This is a genomic window from Alkalibacillus almallahensis (genome assembly GCF_011761495.1).
GTDB classification, from domain to species: domain Bacteria; phylum Bacillota; class Bacilli; order Bacillales; family Alkalibacillaceae; genus Alkalibacillus; species Alkalibacillus almallahensis.
The window spans coordinates 50869-72996 of sequence record NZ_JAASRU010000013.1; the positions used below are offsets into that span (position 1 = coordinate 50869).

Sequence of the window (22128 nt, forward strand, 5' to 3'; positions counted from 1 at the left end):
ATGTGGAACGAATTAAAGTACATATCGCTTATGATGGCACACATTTTGCTGGTTATCAGGTGCAGACAAACGAACGAACAGTGCAATTGGTTATTGAACAAGCCTTAAAGAAAATGCATCGTGATGATATTCGGATTTACTCATCTGGTAGAACGGACTCAGGGGTGCATGCGTTGGATCAAGTCATTCATTTTAATACGCCCTTAACCTTGGAATGTTCAGCCTGGCAACAAGCACTACAAACCTTATTACCATCAGATGTGCAAGTGCAACGAGTTGAGAAAGTTGAAGAACAATTTCATGCACGGAAGAGTGCGCGTGGGAAAGTTTATCGTTATGTCGTCTTGAATCAACGTCATTATGATTTATTTAATCGCCAGTACGAATGGCATGTCATGAAACCGATTGATGTCGATTTGATGAGATCGGCAGCTGAAAAAATTATCGGGACTCATGATTTCACACCGTTTTCTGCATCAAAATCCAATGTCACGGGGGATAAAACACGCACAGTTCATGCGATTGCTATTTGGGAAGAGAATGGGCGTATCATGTTCGAAGTAAAAGGTGACGGCTTTCTCACCCATATGGTGCGAATTATTGTCGGGACCTTAGTTGAAATTGGCTTAATTAAAAAGACGTCGAATTGTATTGATGAAGCATTTGCGACTTTAGACAGGCAAAAAGTCGGGATGACAGCGCCTAGTCACGGGTTATTTTTGTCGCAAGTGATCTATTAAATGAGAAATCGAGATAAGTTTGGTTAGAGATAGGAGCGGGATGAGATGATCGAACGTTATACACGTGAAGAAATGGGACAAATATGGACAGAAGAAAATCGGTTTAACGCCTGGTTAGAAGTCGAGGTGTTGGCGAGTGAGGCATGGGCTGCATTAGGTGACATTCCGAATGAAGATGCGAAGAAAATCCGCGAGAAGGCGTCATTTGATGTTGAGCGGGTCCATGAGATTGAACAGGAGACACGTCATGATGTCGTGGCATTTACCCGAGCTGTGTCTGAGACGCTTGGTGAAGAGAAAAAGTGGGTCCATTACGGTTTAACGTCTACAGACGTGGTCGACACAGCGCTTTCATACGTGATTAAACAAGCTAACACGATTATTCGAAAAGATCTGCATCATTTTTTAGCGGTCTTGAAGCAAAAAGCACAGGATCATAAGTATTCTATTATGATGGGGCGTACGCATGGTGTTCATGCAGAACCAACGACATTTGGTCTGAAGTTAGCTTTGTGGTATGAAGAGTTCAAACGCCATATTGAACGATTTGAAGCGGCTGCAGCAGGGATTGAAGTGGGGAAACTATCAGGCGCTGTCGGGACATATGCGAATATTGATCCGTATGTGGAAGAGTATGTCTGTCAGCAATTAGGGTTAACGCCTTCACCGATTTCGACTCAGACGTTACAACGCGATCGTCACGCTGATTATATGTCTACCTTAGCGCTAATCGCGACGTCCGTTGAAAAGATGGCGACGGAAATCCGTGGCTTACAAAAGAGTGAGACGCGTGAGGTGGAAGAATTTTTTGCGAAAGGTCAGAAAGGTTCGTCTGCCATGCCCCATAAGCGGAATCCGATCGGGTCTGAGAATATGTCTGGGATGGCGCGGGTCATTCGAGGGTATATGATGACGGCTTATGAGAATGTGCCACTTTGGCATGAACGTGACATTTCTCATTCCTCGGCTGAACGTGTGATTTTGCCAGACGCGACGATTGCGCTCGATTATATGTTAAATCGATTCTCAGGTATTGTAGAGAAGTTAACGGTCTATGAGGATCATATGCGGGCTAATATGGACGCGACATATGGCTTGATTTACTCTCAGCGTGTATTACTCACGTTAATCGATCAAGGGTTCTCACGCGAACGTGCGTATGATCTTGTTCAGCCACTAGCGATGCAAGCGTGGGAAGAAGGCCAGTCGTTTCCTGAATTAATCCGCCAAACAAAAGAAATAACTGATACAGTCGACAGCGAAACGTTAGAAGCATGTTTTGATGCGACTTATCATTTAAAAAATGTTGATATGATCTTTGAACGATTAGGATTAGATGATTGAGCGAGAGGATGATGGTCATGAAACGGCGCGCTTTAATGAGTGTTTCAGATAAAACAGGGATTGTAGATTTTGCGAGTCAGCTCGTTGAAGAGGGTTTCGAGATTATTTCGACAGGTGGAACGAAGCGAGCGCTAGAAGAAGCGGGTTTACCCGTTATTAGGATATCAGACGTAACTGAATTTCCAGAGATTCTAGATGGTCGAGTTAAGACGCTTCACCCTCATATTCACGCAGGTTTATTAGCGAAGCGGGACGATGATCAACACATGGCTACCTTACAAGAGCAGGCGATCCAAACGATTGATCTACTCGTCGTAAATCTTTATCCATTTAAAGAAACGATTTCGAAACAGGATGTACAACATAATGAAGCGATCGAAAACATCGATATTGGTGGCCCTGCGATGTTGCGGGCTGCGGCTAAAAATTATCAAGACGTTACGGTGGTTGTGAATCCTAGTGATTATGGGCGGGTGATTGATCATGTGAAGGGTGCTCAAGACAGTTCGCAACTTAATCAAGCTCTAGCAGCAAAAGTGTACCGCCACACAGCACAGTACGATGCGTTTGTAGCAGAATACTTAACAACTGAGGTGGGTGAGGATTTTCCTGAATCGAAGACAATCACTTATGATTTAAAAGAATCACTACGCTATGGAGAGAACCCTCATCAGCAAGCAGCTTTTTATGCGAATCCACTTGCTAGCGAGACGTCGCTTGTTCATGCCGAGCAAAGACACGGCAAAGCCTTATCTTATAATAATATCCAAGATGCGAATGCAGCTTTACAGATTGTTAGAGAGTTTAGCGAACCAGCTGCTGTTGCGGTGAAACATATGAATCCATGTGGCGTTGGCATTGGCGATCATTTAGATCAAGCATTTACGAGAGCCTATGAAGCAGATCCGATTTCGATCTTCGGTGGCATTGTCGCGGTAAATCGTGAAATAGATGAGGTAGTCGCGAATCAATTGAGTCAGATTTTCTTAGAAATTGTGATTGCCCCGCGTTATACAGAGCGAGCTTTTGAGATTTTAGCCCAAAAGAAAAATATCCGCTTACTCGAGCTACCGATGACAGAGGATGATTCTGAACAAATTTTGCATTCTGTTAAAGGTGGACTGTTGATCCAAGATGAGGATCGTGCGCCGAAGGAAATGGCTGACTATAGTGTCGCAACAGACCGGGAACCAACTGAAGCAGAATGGAAACAATTGTTATTCAGCTGGGATGTCGTGAAGCATGTGAAATCCAATGCGATTGTCTTAGCAACGAATCACCAGACAATCGGTATTGGTGCTGGCCAAATGAACCGTGTAGGAGCCGCCAAAATTGCGATTGAACAAGCGGGTGACCAAGCAAAAGGTGCAGTCATGGCATCAGACGCTTTTTTCCCAATGGATGACACCGTTGAAGCGGCTCACCAAGCAGGTGTGACAGCGATCATTCAACCAGGCGGATCCAAACGAGATGCTGACTCGATTCAAAAATGTAATGAATACGGAATCGCGATGATATTCACAGGCGTTCGTCACTTTAAACACTAAGGTCATCGAAATATATCAGCGCTCGCCGATATATATCGGCATTCGTCGATAAACTGTCTATGGCGCCGATATATTGCTGAGGTCGCTGATATAATTCTTGAGTCGCCGATAAATTGTTCAGCGCGCTGATATACAGTCGGAAACGCAAAATAACGGTCACTCGCTGAAATATATCAGCGCTCGCCGATAAAAATTCAAACTCGCTGATAAAATATCCAAGACGCCGATATATTATTAAAGTAGCTGATAAAATGCTCAGCGCGCTGATAAATCCGCTAACTCGCCGATATATTGCAATTCACAGTCAAAATCTTTTAATGGAATCATTCTAATAACTTCAATAAAAATCGAGAAAAGATGCGATTTATCTTGACATTATACCTATAGATATTATAATATATTCTATGGCATTTTATCATATCCACGTAATAGCCCCGGAAACTATTCGTGATGAGATAAACGTAATGAAACGGAAATAACAGGAGGGAACCGTCATGCGCCAAACATTTATGGCAAACGAACAAAACGTTGAGCGTAAATGGTACGTAGTTGACGCAGAAGGCCAAACTTTAGGTCGTCTATCGACAGAAGTTGCAGCACTTCTACGTGGCAAGCATAAGCCAAGCTACACACCACACGTTGATACAGGTGACAATGTCATCGTAATTAATGCAGACAAAATTCAGTTAACAGGTAAGAAATTAACTGATAAGAAATATTACCGTCATTCAAACTACCCAGGTGGTTTGAAAGAGCGTAGCGCAGAAGAAATGCGTAATAATTATCCAGAACAAATGCTTGAACAAGCAATCAAAGGCATGCTACCTAAGAACAAATTAGGTCGTAAAATGGGCAAAAAGCTACACGTCTATCGTGACGCTAACCATAGACATCATGCACAAAAACCAGAAGTTTACGAGCTTCGTGGATAATTAAGGAGGGTAATTGAATTGGCACAAGTACAATATAACGGCACTGGCCGTCGTAAAAGCTCAGTAGCACGTGTACGACTAGTACCAGGTAATGGTAAAGTCGTTGTGAATAAAATCGATGCAGAACAATACTTCCCACACGAAACTCTACGTCGTGTGATTAACCAACCATTAGACGTTACAGAAAACACAGGTAACTATGACATTTATGTCAACGTTGATGGTGGTGGATTCTCAGGTCAAGCTGGTGCGATCCGCTTAGGCGTTGCTCGCGCTCTATTAGAAGCTGACCCTGAATACCGCCCATCGCTAAAACGCGCTGGACTTCTAACGCGTGACGCACGTGAGAAAGAACGTAAAAAATACGGTCTTCGTGGCGCTCGTCGTTCACCACAGTTCTCAAAACGTTAAAAACCCTGTTATATCAAGGTTTCAAACACCCATTCGTTATCAGACGGATGGGTGTTTTTTTATACATGGTAATTTAAATTCAACTTACTTATACGCTAGTCTGATCCTTGTGAAAAACCACAATTAATAGTAAAGAGCCAGTGATGAACGACAATATACAAAAATGTAAATAATTAGGTATAATTTTATTATTGTTTAATATAAGGTGTTTATCTATAATGAAGAAAAAGTACATATCCATTAAAGTTTGAAATTTTATTAAAGAGGTTTTTTAATTTTTGACATGAGGTTTATTAATCCGTTGTAGATACAATTTTAATTTAATGATTCTAAATGAAAAGTGGAGGGGAATAATTCTTGAAAAAAAGGTATGTAGTTTATGTAGTTATAACCATAATTTTAATGGCAAGTATTTATTTCTTAGTAGTATCCAACATTAATAATGATGAAACAATCTATATTAACATGCATGATGATGTTGAGAGTGTTACGAATGAGGAGAATAATTTCAAAGGAAATGTGACTGAAGAGTTGGCTGTAGAAAATTTGATTAGCTATTTGTATGAACAAAATCAAACATCTAAAGGTTTTGAGGTTCACTTAGAAGACAAGGAACAAGAAGAGGATAAACATATTATGCAAGTATTTAGCGTAGTTGGAGAAGATGAATCCCAAAGCAAAGAAAATCTAGGGTTGTATTCTGTTAGTAAAAGTACTGGTAAAATATCAGAACTTAATTAAAGAAATTGCTTTTAGGAAAAACTCTCACTTAGTTTATATGAACTATACCCCAGTTAGTGACTAATTAAAAATGTCTTTAACTGGGGTTTTGTATTAATTAGCCGGAATGAGTGAGAGTGGTTTTTATAATTGGCTCAGTAATAATGTTTCAAACACCCATTCGTTATTAAACGAATGGGTGTTTTTTTATGACATCCATTAACTGAACATCAGATAGTTTTTGTCTCTGTCGTGCAAAGTCATGTCCAATCGTTTTGGAGATTAAAGTTGTTTGTAAAATATAAGCTAATAGTGATCAAAGCAAAATCACTGTTTAATGGATTAAATTGCAGTTTAAGCAGGATGTACAAAATTATGTTTAATAGCAATTTGCTAATAGAGGAAAAACCCACAATTTATAGTAAAGAGTTAAGTCATATATAAATCGTCATCTTTTGACATAATAATGCACTTTTGTTGTAATATTGACAAAATGATCAAGAAGAGTGCTGACAGGCTTTGTTATTTCTCGTGTTAATACCAATTATTTTTTCAATAGTGCAGAATTTAAACTTTTATAGAAAAGTGATCATCAAAGTCTAGGTGGGATGCCATCAAGGCAATCTTCTTTTGAAAGATTCATAGTCGTTCTCTTGATTTTAATCGTAATCGTTTCACCGCTTGCTAATAAACATGCTGAGAGTAAACGGTTTAATCCTTAATTCAAAGAAAGCTAAATGATCATTTTAACTGTTTCCGCAATATGTAGAATCTTAATACCTTTACATATATCGTACATAAAAAGGGAGAGGGGACTAATCGTGCGTCGAGTGTATGTCATTATTGTGTCGTTAAGTATAGTCGTGCTTGCTGGAGTCCTTTGGTTTGTATTATCCGAGGAGATGAAAAAGGAACAAATGGTAAATGAAGCGGAAGAAGCGGAAAGTGATCCTTCCTCTTCAAAACGTAGTGAAGAGATAGATGAGCAACAACAGCTCAAAGAAGATTTAAAAACCACATATGAAGACGGAGACTATTCTTTCACTAATCCAATGATTGAAAAGGATCCTTACAATTTTTCTCCTTTATCCGCGCTTGCTTTATTTCAGACAGATGAAGCAGCAGAAGTCACTGTTATTGTGGAAGGAAAAGATGGTGCAAAGGATATTGAGAAAACCATTTCGGGCTCTCGAACTGAACACGAAATACCCATTCTTGGACTTTATCCAGATGCAACCAATCAAGTGATTCTGCAAGCTGAAACAGAATCGGGTGAAACGATGAAACATGAGTTTGAAGTCGAAACTAGCTCGTTACCTGATGACTTAATTCAACCGACAATAGAAGAAAGCCATCCAGAAAACATGCAAGATGGATTGACGTTTGTCGTTCCAAGCAAAAAGTATCCATATGCTGTTGATGAAAATGCTCAAGTCCGCTGGTATTCTAGTATGCAAAGCCAGCATTTGTTTAAACGTTTGGAAAATGGTCATATATTGCTAGCACCTAAGAATAAAGAAGAAAACGGTGAACTTGTAGTAATGGATATGCTCGGTGATATTCAAGATAGTTATAACGTCGAAGTTGAAAATTACGAAAATAACGATATCATTCACCATGATACGATCGAACTTCCAAATGGAAACTTACTTGCTACTGTTCATGATGGCGCGGAATATATTGAAGATGAAATGATTGAAATAGATAGAGAGACTGGTGAAACGGTAAACGTTGTTGATATGAAAGAGGTCATGCCTTCTTCCTTTTACGAGGACTACAGCGGCCCAGGAATTGAAAATGGTGAGGTGGACTGGTTCCATCAAAATGCTGTTTCCTACGATGAGAAGGACGATGCCATTTTAGTATCTAGCCGAAGTCAGGATATTGTGGTGAAAATGGATTATCCTGATGGTGACATTAAGTGGATTTTAGGATCTCATGAAAATTGGCCATCCTCATATGAACAGTATTTGCTTGAGCCTGAATCTGAGGATATGAAGTTTCCAGGTGCCCAGCACGCTATGACTACATTGCCTGATCAAGATCAAAATGACGCGACGAGTGATGTGCTTCTTTTTGATAATAATAAAGTGATTACCCGCGGAGACGAAGGAAAAAGTGAAGAATTCAGTCAAGCGGTTCAATACCGAATTAATGAAGAAGACCATACCGTCGAACAGGTTTGGTCTTACGGAAAAGAACGGGGAGAAGAGTTTTTCTCCTTTATCATCGGTGATGCTGATCATCTGCCAGACGATGGGAATAGACTGATCACTTCAGGTTACATGCTGAATTCCGAAGACGAAAGAGAAAGTCGGATCGTTGAAGTGACCGGTTCTAATGATCCTGAAGTCGTTTTTGAAATCTTATTAACTGGCTTCACTGAAGATGCTAATAACAAAGCTTACCGAGCAGAACGAATGCCTTTATATCCTCAGAACCAAGCTAACCCGTCGATTTTTCAGAGATAACCCTGAAGTATACCCCAGTTAGTAGACTTATTAAAAAAGTCCACTAACTGGGGTTTGTTATACCGAAATCACCTTATAGCTGCCTAGCTTTTTAACAAATCTTTTATAAAAGTACCGTCAAAGGGGATCTTTTACAACAAAATTGCTAATCAGAATTAAAACTAGTAAAGTATTGTTAAAAAGCAATAGGAGAGTTCAACATGAAAAAGAAATTTACCAATGCGACTATTTATAAGCATGATGATGCATCTGAAATATTAGTTGAAAATGGCAAATTCAAAGCGATCGGTCATGACTTGGGTGAGGCAGATGAAACAATTGATTTACAAGGACGACTCGTTTTACCTCCTTATGTCGACTCTCATTTACATCTGGACTATTATTTCACGGGTCAAGATGACGATATTAAAAATGAATCAGGGACTTTATTCGAAGCGATTGATCTCTGGAATGATTATAAAAAAGGAACCACTAAAGAAGAAATGAAAGTGCGCATGCGTCAGGCAGTTAAAGATGTCGCTTCTTATGGGACGCAATTTATACGAGCGCAAACTGACTGTACTGATCCTCATTTAACAGGGATTAAAGCAGCGCTTGAAGTGCGTGATGAATTAAAAAATAATATAACAATTCAGGTCGTAGCCTTTCCGCAAAACGGGATGTATTCGTTTGAAGAAGAGGGTCAGTCTGGTCGTGATTTAGTTGAAAAAGCCCTGCAATTAGGGGCTGACTGTGTGGGAGGAATTCCACATAATGAATGGTCAGCTGAAGATGGAAATGAATCTGTTAAAGAAATTGTGCGTCTCGCCATCAAATACGACAAGTTAATTGATGTTCATTGTGATGAAACGGATGATCATCAAGCGCGTTTTCTAGAAGTGCTGAATGCAGAGGCGTTGAAACAAGGGTATGGCAAATCGACGACAGCTTCGCATACGAGTTCATTTGGTTCAGCGAATGATGCGTACGCTTTTAGAATGATGGGCTTATTCCGCCAGTCAGGGATTAACTTTGTTGCTTGTCCAACTGAGAATTTATTTTTGCAGGGCCGACAAGACACTTATCCTAAACGTCGTGGTTTGACGCGGGTTAAAGAGTTTGTCGATCATGGTATCAATGTAGCCTTTGGACAAGACTCAATCGTTGACCTATGGTATCCTGCTGGTTCTGGTAATATGATGAATATCTTGGATAATGGCCTTCATGCAACACAATTGATGCGTGATGAAGATTTTCCGCGAAACTTTGACTTGATAACCTACAACGGCGCTCAATTGATGCAGTTGGAAGATCACTATGGTTTAGACGAAGGGAAACCAGCCAACTTTATTGTACTGGATGCACCCAACACGTTCGAAGCGCAACGTCGCCGTGTTGAATGTTTAGCGTCTATTCGTCATGGTGAGTACTTATTTAAAAAAGAACCTCGTGTTTTTGACACAGAATTAGATATTGACCGCAAAACAAAATAAAGGTCATCAGATGAGGGAATTATCTTATGACAAGTGCTTTATTTATTGCGATAACGATCGGTTGTGCCATTCCTATTTATTTAGCGATCGTCAATCACGATGAAGATTAGTTATGAACATAACACTCCTCAAATTATGGCTCTATTTTTAAAGTCAATATAAAAGTTTCAAACACCTATTCGTGATTAAACGGATAGGTGTTTTTTTGAATTGTATCTGGCATTTTCGTATGATATGATATTCGAGTGACTGTCAATTCACTTTAAGTGAATGATTGGTCAAAAGGAGGATATGATGGGGAATCGAAGAGAGGAAATGCTGGATGCAGCTGTACAGTTATTCCAGGAAAACGGCTTTTATGACACGTCTGTAGAAGACATCACAAGTGCTTGCGGTATTTCTAAAGGCGGTTTTTATAAACATTTTGATTCAAAAGAAAGCATGGTTTTGGAATTATTACAACGTTATTATGATGAACTGTTTTGGGAAGCAGAAAACTTAACGGAAGATTTGCAAGGTTCTTCGTTATTAACACTTAAGAAGAAAATTGCGATTGAGCTGGAGAAGTCAATTGATTATCATTACTTTTTCTATGCGGTGCTGACGGATTTCCACCCGAATGATCAAGGTCCTATTCCAACTGCTTTGACTGATATAAAGCGTAAATTACGTGACTGGCATAAACAGGCGTTGCTAGAAGCGTTTGGACCAACTATTAAAACATATTTAAACGATCTAACTGTTGTAATGGAAGGGACGATCCATAGTTATTTGATTAAAATAATCTGGCAAACTCATTTGCCTTTGGATATGTTAGCAGAGTTTATCACAGAATCCCTGCATGCGATTGTGACAAATGATGATCGTATTTTTCCGGTTTTACCGAGCGGTTATGATGAAGGAGTTAATCGTCATTCCATTTTAGAAGACCTGAAACAGCAATTAGAAACGATTCATGCAGAATTACAAACGAGTGATCAAGCAAGTCACACTATCAATAAGGATTTGGAAACAATTGATCTATTAATTGAAGAGCTCGGTCAACAAAGCAAGCGGGAATTTCTGATTGACGCCTTGCTCACTCAGTTATCCCAAAGACCTTATCTGAAACAACGATTAACATCTATATTAACAACATGGGAAGTATGGAAAGGAGACTCAACATGAGCGAGACGGAAAACTCTTGGAACCTACCACAAAAACAAAAAGTCTTAATGATTGCGGCACTATTAACAGGTGCTTTTATGGGAATAATCAACGAGACACTATTAGCAACCGCGCTTCCGTCCATTCAGGAAGCATTCAATATAACACAAGGTCAAGTTCAGTGGATGACGACAGCATTCCTCATGACAAATGGTATTATGATTCCTTTGTCCGCCTTCTTAATTGATCGGTTTTCAACGAGAGCTTTATTTCTAACGGCCATTGGCTTATTCGGTACAGGGACATTGATCGCAGCACTTGCGCCTGTTTATCCTGTCCTTCTATTAGCTCGAGTGGTGCAGGCTTCAGGTTCAGGTATTATGTTGCCATTATTAATGACGGTACTATTAGCTGTGATCCCAGTAGAACGACGCGGAACAGCTATGGGTATGATGGGGATTGTGATTGCATTTGGCCCAGCAATAGGCCCAACATTATCCGGATTTCTTCTGGAATTCTACTCTTGGCGTTCTCTGTTCTACACAGTTCTTCCGATTGTTGCGCTTACCATGACTGTCGCTATTCTCTTCCTTAAGAATGTGACAGAACTTCGGAAGCCTAAGATCGATGTTTTATCGATTATTTTATCTTCTGTCGGGTTCGGTTCGTTCCTTTACGGATTCAGTATTGCAGGTGAAGCGGGCTGGGCGAATGCTCCAGTTATCACGGCTATTACAGGTGGTATGCTTGTGATTGGCTTATTTATATGGCGACAGCTTATACTAGGCACACCTATGCTTGAGTTCCGTGTCTTTCAATTTCCGATTTTCACATTGGCGATTGTGATTACGATGACGGTGCTCATATCATTGATTGGGGTTGAAACATTATTGCCATTATTCATGCAGAATGTCTTGCAGTTCACCCCACTTGAATCTGGATTAGTCATTCTTCCTGGCGCGATTGTGTTAGGAATTATGTCGCCTATTACAGGTCGATTATTTGATAAATTTGGAGCTAAGTGGCTAGCCTTGATCGGCCTCGGAGTCGTTATTGTAACAACGTTTATGTTTACACAAATATCGCTAGAAACAACATTTACTTATTTAACGGTTATTTTTGCGATTCGTATGTTTGGCTTATCCCTTGTACTGATGCCTGTGATGACATCTGCATTGAATCAATTGCCAGCTAAATGGTATTCCCACGGGTCTGCTATGGCTAATACGATGCAACAAATTTCCGCAGCGATTGGTACAGCTATTTTGGTAACACTTGTTTCGATGGGGGCTCAAAACTTCACACCAGATGCAAGTGCTTCTCCAGAAATGATTGGCATGTTAGCTCAGGTCGTTGGGTTTGAATGGGCGTTTATGGGAAGTACCATACTTGCGGCAGTTGCCTTTATCTTGGCACTGTTCCTTCACCCACCTAAGAAAGAAAAAGAGATTGTCCGTCAAATTCACGAACAAACGACGTAGACGTTGTTTTGTTAAAAATTAATTACCTAAATCCATTACACCCTCTTTGCTCCTAATGCAAAGAGGGTGTTTTTTATGTAGAAAATATCTTTCAGTTATTAATTGATTGGTTCAGTGAAAGTTTAGTGTTGATTTTCAAATTGTATATTACTGAGTTGTTGAATTGTGAGAAGCGAAGGTGGCGACTCCTGCAGGAACAGCACGAGTCTCGAGACCCCGCAGGAAGTGCTTTTCTTCCGAGGAGACTCGAGCCGTGCCTGCGGAAAGCGTCCACCGGCAGCGGATCACAATATCAACAACGGACTTTAACAGAGCCTATAAAAAAGACCCAACACAGTTATTAAATAATAAATGTCTTCTTGTAAAACGCATCTATTTAGATTATTATCTAATTAGATAATAATCTAAATAGGAGGGTGATTGATGCAATTAGATAAATTAGTCCACTTTCATAAAACAGTGGGCAATCAAACACGACTACGTATTATTGGTTTATTAAAGGAAGGTGGATCCCTTCATGGCCAGGCCATTGCAGGGAAATTAGGGTTAACGCCACCAACTATTTCACACCATCTAACAAAGCTTAGAGCGATCGATATTGTCTACCAACGTCGTGACAAAAATACGATTTATTACGCGCTTAACGAACGGAAATTAGACTTGTTAGCTGGCGCGATCACAAGATTAGGGGATGATGACATGAATGAAGAACTTCAAGTGACGGATGAAGAAAAGCATAAGGTATTAAATAACTTTATTGGGTCTGACGGTCGGATCGAAGCAATGCCTGCTCAACTTAAAAAACGGTTAATTATATTAGAATATATCATTAAAGGTTTAGAAGCAGGTCAGTCGTATCCTGAGCCTAAAATTAACGAACACATTAAACAATTCCACGATGATTTTGCGACGATTCGAAGAGAATTTATTATGCATCAGTTTATGACAAGGGATAAGGGTTATTATGAGTTAAACCCTCGTGAGTTGTGGTTAATTTAATTCAGTATTATAAAATTTTGTTGGATGACAATAAAGACTAACCTTTGTATTAAGTGTGATAAAAAGGGGGAGTATTATGATCATAGAATTAACAAAATTCAGAGTTAAAGATGGAAAGTCCGAAAAGGTTGATGAATGGTTGAATTTCTTAAATAACCATATGGATCGTGTCATGTTAACGTTAGAGGATGAAAAGATGTATGTTGAATCTATTTTTAGGCTTAAGGAAGACAAAAATGAATATCTTTATTGGTACTCAATCCAAGGAAAAGGTGGGCAAAGTGTTGAGGATTCAGATCACTGGGTAGATCAGAAACATCTAGAGTATTGGGAAGAATGCATTGATGAGAATTTTATGCCGATTGATTTAAATCCAGAAGTAAGCATGATATCTAAGAGGATTTCAGAATTTCTTGTTTAATAATCAGCACATTTTCCGATGTCTCAAGGTATGATTTGAAAGTCATTATAACTTCCAATGGATTTTGGTTAAGCTAACGAATACTGTCTACCTTGTTCTAACAATTGTCATTTACCCTATCGTTTCAACAAATTTTGATATGATATACTAAAATTGTAGGAAAAGTTTGTAAAGAAAGGCGGCATGAATTGATGACACAAGGTATTGGACGTATCAAACAACAAGAATTGAAAAATCGTGTTGTGTCAGCTGATGAAGCTGCGACATGGATTAAAGATGGTATGACGCTAGGCCTGAGTGGGTTTACAAGAGCAGGTGATGCGAAGGCATTGCCTCAAGCTTTAGTAAAACGTAGTCAGTCTGAATCGTTTAAAGTGGACATATTTACTGGAGCATCGTTAGGCTCAGACTTAGATAAAATGATGGCTGAAGCGGGAATCATTCGTAAACGATTACCGTTTCAGGCGGATAATGTCATGCGTAAAAAGATCAATCAAGGTGAGTTCGATTTTGTTGATCAACACTTATCGCATACAGCTGAAATGCTGCGCAACCATACAATGGAACAAATTGATGTTGCAGTGGTTGAAGCGATTAAAATTACTGAGGATGGCATGATTATTCCGACAACATCTGTCGGTAACTCACTGAACTTTGTGGAAAGTGCATCTGAAGTGATTGTGGAGATCAACACAGCTCAACCAGAAGCACTGGAAGGTGTGCATGATATTTATTCATTAGCTAAACAGGGCGAACGTCAACCGATTCCTTTAACGAAAACGGAAGACCGTATCGGCACACGTGGAATTCCGGTTGACCCAGATAAGATTAAAGGTATTATTTTGACGAACCAGGCTGATTCACCATCACCAATTGTGCCGCCTGATGATGAAACGAAGCAGATGGCTAGTCATTTAATTCGCTTTTTAGAATCAGAGGTTGAACAAGGGCGCTTAACGAAGGAGCTTGCCCCATTACAGTCAGGCATCGGATCTGTAGCTAACGCTGTGTTTCATGGATTATTAGAGTCTGATTTTGAGAATCTAAAAGTGTACTCAGAAGTCTTGCAAGATGCTGTGTTTGATTTAATTGATGCTGGCAAAGTGAATATGGCGTCTTGTTGTTCAATCACATTATCTGAAGACAAGATGAATCAAGTGTTTAATGATATTGATCAATATAAAGACCAATTAATTTTACGTACACAAGAAATCTCTAATCATCCTGAAATCATTCGTCGTTTAGGCTTAATCTCAATTAATACAGCGCTAGAAATGGACATTTACGGAAATGTTAATTCGACTCATGTGCTTGGTCGTAATATGATGAATGGCATCGGCGGATCAGGTGATTTTGCGCGCAATGCACGTTTATCGATTTTCGTCACGAAATCGATTGCGAAAAACGGTGATATTTCAAGCGTTGTTCCAATGGTTTCGCACGTAGACCATACCGAGCATGATGTTGATATTCTTGTAACAGAGCAAGGGTATGCAGACCTGCGTGGCTTGGCGCCTCGACAACGAGTCGAAAGAATTATCCAGAACTGTGCTCACCCTATGTATCGTGAGACATTGATGAATTATTTTGAAGAAGCAAAAGAACGTGGTGGTCAAACGCCTCATATGTTGGAGAAAGCATTGTCATGGCACACACAATTTGAACGAGAAGGGACTATGCGTTCTTTAGTTGAAGTAAAATCATAATAAATAAAACGGGCAAGGTTGATCAATTTAAGACGATCAGCCTTGCCCGTTTTTTCAAGATTGATTAAAAAGTGAGATACGAAACAATAAAATAAAGAATCACAATGACAATAGATGGCCAAGTGTAGCGAATCATGGATGGTTTATTTTCACGCATAAGCACATAGAGCATCATGAGCATCATGACCAGACTGAGTACACCCATTGTGACCAACGAAAAGCTCACACCTTGTAATATAGCTCCTTTTTGATAAAAGGCATCAGTGAAAGCTAGTAATAAAAGGTTGAATAGGTTGCTGCCTAGAATGGATCCTGCAGCAATAGCGTAATTAGCTAATTTATAAGCCGCAATTACAGCTACTAATTCAGGTAAGGATGTCGATGCAGCAATTAGTACACTACCAACGAAACTGGAATTAATCCCCGTTTGTTCAGCGATGATATCACCTGTGATGGATAAAACACTACCAGCTACCAGCACAGTGAAAGCTGAGATGACGAAGAAACGTATAACTTTGTTTAGTGGCAAACGCTCATCGCTTTGCAAAATCTCTTCATCCGGCTCTTCACTTTCAAATAGTTTCACACTAATGATATAAAGAAGGACTAAAATAAACATTTCGATCCCAATATTAAAGATCGTCAAGCTGTCATCGATTAGCATGGCAATAATGACAGTTGTTGTTAGAGCAATGCCGAATAAGATCGATGGAATGTGCTGACGAGAATCCTGCAGGTTAAAGGCTTGTCTTTTTCGGTAGTATAAATCAACCCCTGCTAAAATCAAAAGATTGAAAACGTTACTCCCAAGCATATTACCAACAGCAATATTGACGTTATCAACATAAACTGCTGTGACACTAGTTGTTAACTCTGGTAAAGATGTAGCACCAGCGATCAACAAACCACCAACCATAGCCCCACTCATCGTTGTTTGTTGACTAATCTGATCACCGTACACATTTAATTTGATCGCAGCGTAGACGACGAGAATTGCAGCGATCAAGAAACTGATCCAAACCATCATGTTGTCACTCCTTATTATAGGTCTAAAAACATAAAAAAGACCTTGGCCAGCATACTAGGCCAAGGTCTTGCGTATTATATGATGAACCGGATAATGTTCAAATTATCGAGATTGACGATTCATCAACCGTGATATACGGTCGCTACTCCCCTTGTCTATCATAACTATAGCTTAATAGATGCAAAGAGTCAATATTGATGATATAGTAATAGCTATGGAATAAATTTTTATAAAATTAGCATTTTTAGTCAATTTGGGTTAAACTATTAAGGGAGTTTATTTTATAAGGTTGTTAACTAGATTTCTTAGTTTGCTATGTTTATGAATTAAGAAATCTGGTCATATAAAACTTAAACAATTTAGGGGGAGATTCACATGAAAAAATCCATTGTATGGTTACTAGCCATTGGGTTCTTGGCCACTATGGTATTAGCCGCTTGTGGTTCAGGAGATGATGGTGGTGAATCGCGAATTGCGATTGGACCTGCCGGTAGTGGGACTCAAGCTGCTGCAACTGTCATTTTAGAAGGTGCTGGTATTGAAGACGGGGATTACGATAAATACGAAGAAGGATTCGGTAATGCTCGCGATGGTCTTCAAGATGGTAACATTGATGCGTCATTTGGTTTATTAGGCTTACCAGCAGGTAGTGTTAATGATTTACAAGCGAATACTGGTGATGCAAAATTAATCAGTTTAACAGATGAAGAGGTTCAATATGCACAAGATGAACTGGGTTATTTACCGTATACAATTACGGCGGATTCTTATGATTTCTTAGAAGAAGACGTGCAAACGGTTACAGCTTATGCAGTCCTTGTAGCTAATACAGATACAATTGATAACGAATTAGCGTATGATTTAGCTCGCGTTTCTATTGAAAATGCAGAAGATAATACACACCAGCAGTCTAATCATATGACGTTGGAAAAAGCACTAAGTGGTTCTGAAGGTTTACCTATTCACCCAGGTGCTGCTGAGTATTATGAAGAGCAAGGGTTAGAGATTGAAGGGGATGTGGCTGAGGTTTCAGCAACTCCTGAAGATCGTGCTGACGAAATTGTTATGGGTACTGGTAGCTCTGGTGGTACGTACTATCCACTAGGCGGTGAAATGGCAACAGTATGGAATAACAATATTGATGGTGTTAGTGTGACATCAACTGAAACAGGAGCATCTGTAGAGAACTTAGCTTCAATCGGTCGTGACGAACTAGACTTAGGTATGACCGTTCACATCCCAGCTCAAGATGCATTTAACGGCGAAGGTGAATTCGATGGAGCAGCAGTAGAAAACTTTGCATTCATCGGTCATATTTATCCTGAAGTTATGCAGATTATTACGCGTGAAGAAACAGGCGTTGAATCATTATCTGACCTTCAATAATTGATAGGTCAATGGATTGGTGTAAAAAGGACCGACACAGTGTGCCGGTCCTTTTTATACCTACCCATAAATGCTGAAGGTGGTGAAGGGTGTGTCTAATAGAAAAAACAACAAGACTGATAATATAAATCCCGAAACATCAACAGACACCCAACAAAAAGGTGATCAGGTTGATGAACAGGAATTATTGAGGCAATATGATCGGGAAAGTAATGTCCGAGGTAACATTGGAAAATGGGCATGGATCGTAACCTTTTTAGCGATATATCTAACTATTTTCCATTTATACACAGGTTATTACGGAACGCTTCAATCCCAAATTCAAGGAGCTGTGCACGTTGGGACAGCGCTTGGTATTATTTATTTGTTATATCCAGCGAAGAAGGGATTACATGACCGAGGGGTTCCTTGGTATGACGTTATCTTAGCTTTCACAGCAATTTTTGTTGGATATTATAAAATTATGTTTTTCGATAAAATTTTAGATGCTCGGATTCATGGGTATGAAATGTTAGATGTTATTGTTGCTGTAGTAGGTGTCTTACTGTTATTAGAAGCAACAAGACGAGCAGTAGGTGTACCCATTGTCGTGGTGGCAGGTATAGTTATTTTATATGCCTTATACGGAAATATCATCCCGACGGACGTGTTGTCACATACAGGCTTTACGTTTGAGAAAGTAATGACTGACTTGTGGTACCGAGAGAATGCGATCTTTGGTATACCCGTCCAAGTGTCGGCTAAGTTCATCTTCCTGTTTCTACTCTTTGGTGTAATCTTAGTCCATTCTGGTATTGGGCAGTTCTTTAATGACTTAGCTTTTGCATTAACAGGACGATTTACAGGTGGTACGGCAAAAGCGGCCGTATCAGCTAGTGCGCTTCAAGGTATGGTGTCAGGAAGTTCGATCGCTAATACGGTATCATCAGGTTCATTTACGATTCCGATGATGAAGAAAGCGAAATTCAGACCTGAATTCGCAGCTGCAGCAGAGGCGTCTGCTTCTACAGGTGGTCAGTTAATGCCACCGATTATGGGTGCCGCAGCATTTATCATGATTGAATATACAGGCACGGACTATGGCACGATTATGATGGCAGCGCTCATTCCAGCCATGCTCTATTTCTCTGGGATATTTATGGGTGCCCATTACGAAGCGAAAAAGGCGGGTATTTTCGGTGCTGCTAAAGAGACATTACCGAGTGCTTTAAACTTATTAAAAACGAAAGGGCTTATGCTCTTACCATTAATTACAATTATAACGACGTTGTTTATTGGTTATACACCACAGCGTGCAGCACTGATTGGTATTCTGACTGCGTTTGTCGTCAGTATGCTAAGTAAGGAATCGCGGATGTCGATTAAGAAAATCTTCTACGTGTTAGAACAAGGTGCAAGAACAGCGTTGCCAGTCATTGCAGCTGTTGGTACAGCGGGGATTATTGCTGGTGTTGTTGGTATGACTGGTTTAGGTGGTAAAGTCGCAGCAGCGATTATTACATTATCAAATGATATTCAGTTATTAGCGCTCATATTCACGATGATCGCATGTATCATCTTAGGTATGGGCTTACCAACGACAGCGAATTATGTTGTTACAGCGACCATTGCAGCTCCAGCCTTAATCAATGGGTTTGGTGTTGAGGTATTAGCCGCTCATTTATTCGTCTTTTACTTCGGTATTGTGGCAGATATTACGCCACCTGTTTGTTTAGCCGCCTATGCAGGCTCAGGTATAGCCAAGTCAAATCCGTTTAAGAGTGGGTTAACCGCCGTTAAACTGGCGATTGCCGCATTCATCATACCGTATATTTTTGTCTATAATCCGATATTAGTCCAAGCGGGCGATCATTCGATTATGGCTCTTATACTAGCCGTCATCACGGCGTTGGTTGGTATGATGGGTGTGAGTAGTTCAGTTATGGGATACTTCCAGCGCGAAGCCCGTGCGTGGGAGCGCCTTGCATTACTTACAGCAGGTTTAATGCTTATTACGCCGAACCTATATATCGATATTGCGGGTGTAGTGATAATCGGACTGGTCTGGTACGCTCAAACGAAGCGCCCGAAAGACCGTGAAGGCATTGCAGCGGCAGCATAATAAGATAGAAAATAGTTTGAGAGAGAAGAGCCCAGAGCACTGACTCTGGGCTTTTTTTAGCTTTTTAATTGTAAAAACCGAGCCATGTTAAGATCATCACACCGATTACAGTGACAAGAGTACCTGTTAAAGCTAAGATAAATGCCGTTTTCGTATCTTTTGTCTCAATCCACCCCACAAAAACCATAAACAATGTAAAAAGTAGGCCAAAAAAGATCGATGCAAAAGGATGAGTCGGTGAAATCCAGTCATACCAATTAATGAAATTCAATAGACTAACCTCCGTCCATTAAGGTGTAATAGTTGATCTAGTTTGTATTAAATTGTGCTGTTAAAGTTTAATGTTGATTATTAAAATGATGTAGCGCTGAGTTGTTGAATTGTGAGAAGCGAAGGTGGTGACTCCTGCGGGAATAGCATGAGTCTCGAGACCCCGCAGGCCACGCTTTTCGGCCGAGGAGGCTCGAGCCATGCCCGCGGAAAGCGTCCACCGAAAGCGGATCACAATTCAACAACGGACTTTAATAAAGCTTACTAAATAATAATCTCGGCATAAATTCACTTAGTTAGCTTTATCATACCATAACTTTATGAACTACTAAGTTTAGTTTATAAAGATAATGATGACTTTCAAAAAATAATTTCATCATAACTATATTGGAAAAATCATCAAAAGTGATACAATGAAGAAGGAATTTTTAGAAAAAGGGAGTACATAAGGAGGAGACAAGAATGAACCAAAAACGTTGGATTGCGTTAGCAATTGCGATTGGTTTGCTTGTATTATCGACGGTTGCTCAATTTACAACCACTGTAGCAACGACAGATTTTACAGATATGTTCCAATCGGAAAGTGAATATGCAGAGGAAGTCATAGAACAAGGAAGTATTGATGAGCGTGTTGCCGTAGTTAATGTAGAAGGTGTGATTCAATCTGGTGTCACAGGTGGCGTATTTAGTGGCGCTACATATAATCATGATCGCATATTAGGTATGCTTGATCATGTGAAAGAAAGTGATCAGTTCAAAGCATTAGTATTAAATGTGAATACACCAGGCGGCGGTGTTGTTGAGAGTGCTGAAATCCATGACCGTATTGTCGACATTCGTGGTGCTGGTAAACCAGTATACGTCTCTATGGGGAATACAGCAGCTTCAGGCGGTTATTATATTTCTGCTCCAGCTGATAAGATTGTAGCTCATGAGGCAACACTAACAGGTTCAATTGGCGTCATTATGGAATCAATTAACTTTGCAGAACTTGCTGATAGCCTAGGCGTTGATTTTAATACGATTACAAGTGGTGAGTACAAGGACATTATGTCTTCATCTCGTCCAATGACAGAAGACGAGGAAGAGATTCTACAAACGATGGTCGATGATATGTATCAGGACTTTGTGGATGTCATTGTTGAAGGGCGTGACATGGATGAGTCGAAAGTTCGTGAACTGGGTGATGGACGAGTATATACAGGATCACAAGCTGAGGAGAACGGCTTAGTGGATGCACTAGGTTCACTTGATGATACGATTGCACAAATGAAAGAGGAGCAGGATTTACAGAATGCGCAAGTCGTTGAATTAGGTGCTAGTGCTGGATTTAATTCAATTATGAATGGTGCTGCTACTAGTTTGTTTGGCGATGAAATGCGTGCTTCTAAGCTCCAAGAATTTATGCGAGAATCTAATTCGCCACGTGCGATGTACTTATATACAGAATAGGGGGTGACGTCGATGAGTGAGGTTTATGAAGCAGGCCATCAAGAAGTGACTGAAAGAACCGAAGAGACGTCGTTTCGTTATGCTGGTTTCTGGATGCGCTTTTGGGCTTATATTGTTGATCTAATTATTGTATTTTGTGTCAATGGTATTGTCTTAATGCCATATCGATTAATCACAGGTGGCGATGATGTTGAAGTGGGTTTTTGGACAGTCGCTGTGATCATCTCCACGATTGTTCTTTATGCTTATTTCGTCGTCATGACGAAATATTTGCAGCAGACGTTAGGGAAACGAATTTTTGGATTGAAAGTGATCCGCCAAGATCGAACGCCTTTACGTTGGTCTGATCTCATTTTCCGTGAAGTTGTTGGTCGATTTTTCCATCGTGTATTAGGCTTTACGAATTTACTTTATATCGTCGTCGCCTTTAATCCTGATAAACAAGGGATTCACGACATGATTGGCGATACGTTTGTCGTACATGACGCATAAATGTAAGGAG

Annotated in this window: 19 protein-coding genes; 17 read left to right on the plus strand and 2 right to left on the minus strand. The window is 40.0% G+C overall.

Features of this window, described 5'->3' with window-relative positions; translation table 11 throughout:
• Positions 1 to 2 precede the first annotated feature (2 nt).
• The 13 genes from truA (at position 3) to FHR85_RS11580 (ending at position 15390) form a co-directional block, all read left to right on the plus strand.
• Positions 3 to 740: a tRNA pseudouridine(38-40) synthase TruA gene (gene truA / locus FHR85_RS11520; RefSeq protein WP_167263399.1), complete on the plus strand. Its 738-nt coding sequence runs from the start codon at positions 3 to 5 to the stop codon at positions 738 to 740.
• Between the two features lie 45 nt (positions 741 to 785).
• A complete protein-coding gene (purB, locus tag FHR85_RS11525) occupies positions 786 to 2084 on the plus strand; it encodes an adenylosuccinate lyase (protein WP_167263401.1) in 1299 nt (432 codons plus the stop codon).
• Positions 2085 to 2101: 17 nt separating this feature from the next.
• Positions 2102 to 3631 (plus strand): bifunctional phosphoribosylaminoimidazolecarboxamide formyltransferase/IMP cyclohydrolase, encoded by a 1530-nt coding sequence (gene purH, locus FHR85_RS11530; RefSeq protein WP_167263403.1) that lies wholly within the window; start codon positions 2102 to 2104, stop codon positions 3629 to 3631.
• Positions 3632 to 4125: 494 nt separating this feature from the next.
• Positions 4126 to 4563 carry a 50S ribosomal protein L13 gene (gene rplM / locus FHR85_RS11535; protein ID WP_167263405.1) on the plus strand — a complete coding sequence of 146 codons (438 nt, stop codon included), beginning with the start codon at positions 4126 to 4128 and terminating at the stop codon, positions 4561 to 4563.
• 18 nt (positions 4564 to 4581) lie between these two features.
• Entirely contained in the window at positions 4582 to 4974 is a 393-nt protein-coding gene (gene rpsI, locus FHR85_RS11540) for a 30S ribosomal protein S9 (protein ID WP_167263407.1), read from the plus strand.
• 357 nt (positions 4975 to 5331) lie between these two features.
• Positions 5332 to 5715 (plus strand): hypothetical protein, encoded by a 384-nt coding sequence (locus FHR85_RS11545; protein WP_167263409.1) that lies wholly within the window; start codon positions 5332 to 5334, stop codon positions 5713 to 5715.
• Between the two features lie 800 nt (positions 5716 to 6515).
• A complete protein-coding gene (locus FHR85_RS11550) occupies positions 6516 to 8165 on the plus strand; it encodes an aryl-sulfate sulfotransferase (RefSeq protein WP_167263411.1) in 1650 nt (549 codons plus the stop codon).
• A gap of 200 nt (positions 8166 to 8365) precedes the next feature.
• Positions 8366 to 9637, plus strand: a complete 1272-nt coding sequence (locus FHR85_RS11555; protein ID WP_167263413.1) for an amidohydrolase family protein — start codon at positions 8366 to 8368, stop codon at positions 9635 to 9637.
• Between the two features lie 294 nt (positions 9638 to 9931).
• Entirely contained in the window at positions 9932 to 10804 is an 873-nt protein-coding gene (locus FHR85_RS11560; RefSeq protein WP_167263415.1) for a TetR/AcrR family transcriptional regulator, read from the plus strand.
• Positions 10801 to 12264 carry an MDR family MFS transporter gene (locus tag FHR85_RS11565; RefSeq protein ID WP_167263417.1) on the plus strand — a complete coding sequence of 488 codons (1464 nt, stop codon included), beginning with the start codon at positions 10801 to 10803 and terminating at the stop codon, positions 12262 to 12264. The genes FHR85_RS11560 and FHR85_RS11565 overlap by 4 nt, the downstream gene beginning before the upstream one ends.
• Positions 12265 to 12687: 423 nt before the next feature.
• Positions 12688 to 13263, plus strand: a complete 576-nt coding sequence (locus FHR85_RS11570) for a DUF2087 domain-containing protein (protein ID WP_167263419.1) — start codon at positions 12688 to 12690, stop codon at positions 13261 to 13263.
• Between the two features lie 76 nt (positions 13264 to 13339).
• Entirely contained in the window at positions 13340 to 13684 is a 345-nt protein-coding gene (locus tag FHR85_RS11575) for a DUF6176 family protein (protein WP_167263421.1), read from the plus strand.
• A gap of 191 nt (positions 13685 to 13875) precedes the next feature.
• Positions 13876 to 15390, plus strand: coding sequence for an acetyl-CoA hydrolase/transferase family protein (locus FHR85_RS11580; RefSeq protein WP_167263423.1), 1515 nt, complete (start codon positions 13876 to 13878; stop codon positions 15388 to 15390).
• Between the two features lie 64 nt (positions 15391 to 15454).
• Here FHR85_RS11580 and FHR85_RS11585 read toward each other — a convergent pair whose 3' ends face one another.
• The gene (locus tag FHR85_RS11585; RefSeq protein ID WP_341770967.1) at positions 15455 to 16417 is read right to left on the minus strand and encodes a sodium:calcium antiporter; all 963 of its coding nucleotides are present in this window, start codon (positions 16415 to 16417) and stop codon (positions 15455 to 15457) included.
• A 375-nt stretch (positions 16418 to 16792) separates the two neighbouring features.
• Between FHR85_RS11585 and FHR85_RS11590 the strand changes: the two genes are divergently transcribed.
• On the plus strand, positions 16793 to 17803 hold the full coding sequence (locus FHR85_RS11590; protein ID WP_167263425.1) for a TAXI family TRAP transporter solute-binding subunit: 1011 nt from the start codon (positions 16793 to 16795) through the stop codon (positions 17801 to 17803).
• A 91-nt stretch (positions 17804 to 17894) separates the two neighbouring features.
• Positions 17895 to 19904 carry a TRAP transporter permease gene (locus FHR85_RS11595; protein ID WP_424923986.1) on the plus strand — a complete coding sequence of 670 codons (2010 nt, stop codon included), beginning with the start codon at positions 17895 to 17897 and terminating at the stop codon, positions 19902 to 19904.
• Positions 19905 to 19968: 64 nt separating this feature from the next.
• Here FHR85_RS11595 and FHR85_RS11600 read toward each other — a convergent pair whose 3' ends face one another.
• Entirely contained in the window at positions 19969 to 20175 is a 207-nt protein-coding gene (locus FHR85_RS11600; protein WP_167263429.1) for a hypothetical protein, read from the minus strand.
• Between the two features lie 461 nt (positions 20176 to 20636).
• Between FHR85_RS11600 and sppA the strand changes: the two genes are divergently transcribed.
• Together sppA and FHR85_RS11610 are read left to right on the plus strand one after the other, a co-directional pair.
• Entirely contained in the window at positions 20637 to 21626 is a 990-nt protein-coding gene (sppA, locus tag FHR85_RS11605; protein WP_167263431.1) for a signal peptide peptidase SppA, read from the plus strand.
• 12 nt (positions 21627 to 21638) lie between these two features.
• On the plus strand, positions 21639 to 22118 hold the full coding sequence (locus tag FHR85_RS11610; RefSeq protein ID WP_167263433.1) for an RDD family protein: 480 nt from the start codon (positions 21639 to 21641) through the stop codon (positions 22116 to 22118).
• Positions 22119 to 22128: the final 10 nt, after the last annotated feature.

Excerpts from the sequence above, each read along its gene's own strand:
- purH (WP_167263403.1), top strand. The coding sequence starts at position 2,102 with ATGAAACGGCGCGCTTTAATGAGTGTTTCAGATAAAACAGGGATTGTA.
- FHR85_RS11560 (WP_167263415.1), top strand. The coding sequence starts at position 9,932 with ATGGGGAATCGAAGAGAGGAAATGCTGGATGCAGCTGTACAGTTATTC.
- FHR85_RS11610 (WP_167263433.1), top strand. The coding sequence starts at position 21,639 with ATGAGTGAGGTTTATGAAGCAGGCCATCAAGAAGTGACTGAAAGAACC.
- FHR85_RS11575 (WP_167263421.1), top strand. The coding sequence starts at position 13,340 with ATGATCATAGAATTAACAAAATTCAGAGTTAAAGATGGAAAGTCCGAA.
- purB (WP_167263401.1), top strand. The coding sequence starts at position 786 with ATGATCGAACGTTATACACGTGAAGAAATGGGACAAATATGGACAGAA.
- FHR85_RS11585 (WP_341770967.1), bottom strand. The coding sequence starts at position 16,417 with ATGATGGTTTGGATCAGTTTCTTGATCGCTGCAATTCTCGTCGTCTAC.
- FHR85_RS11565 (WP_167263417.1), top strand. The coding sequence starts at position 10,801 with ATGAGCGAGACGGAAAACTCTTGGAACCTACCACAAAAACAAAAAGTC.
- FHR85_RS11555 (WP_167263413.1), top strand. The coding sequence starts at position 8,366 with ATGAAAAAGAAATTTACCAATGCGACTATTTATAAGCATGATGATGCA.
- FHR85_RS11570 (WP_167263419.1), top strand. The coding sequence starts at position 12,688 with ATGCAATTAGATAAATTAGTCCACTTTCATAAAACAGTGGGCAATCAA.
- rplM (WP_167263405.1), top strand. The coding sequence starts at position 4,126 with ATGCGCCAAACATTTATGGCAAACGAACAAAACGTTGAGCGTAAATGG.
- sppA (WP_167263431.1), top strand. The coding sequence starts at position 20,637 with ATGAACCAAAAACGTTGGATTGCGTTAGCAATTGCGATTGGTTTGCTT.
- FHR85_RS11590 (WP_167263425.1), top strand. The coding sequence starts at position 16,793 with ATGAAAAAATCCATTGTATGGTTACTAGCCATTGGGTTCTTGGCCACT.
- FHR85_RS11580 (WP_167263423.1), top strand. The coding sequence starts at position 13,876 with ATGACACAAGGTATTGGACGTATCAAACAACAAGAATTGAAAAATCGT.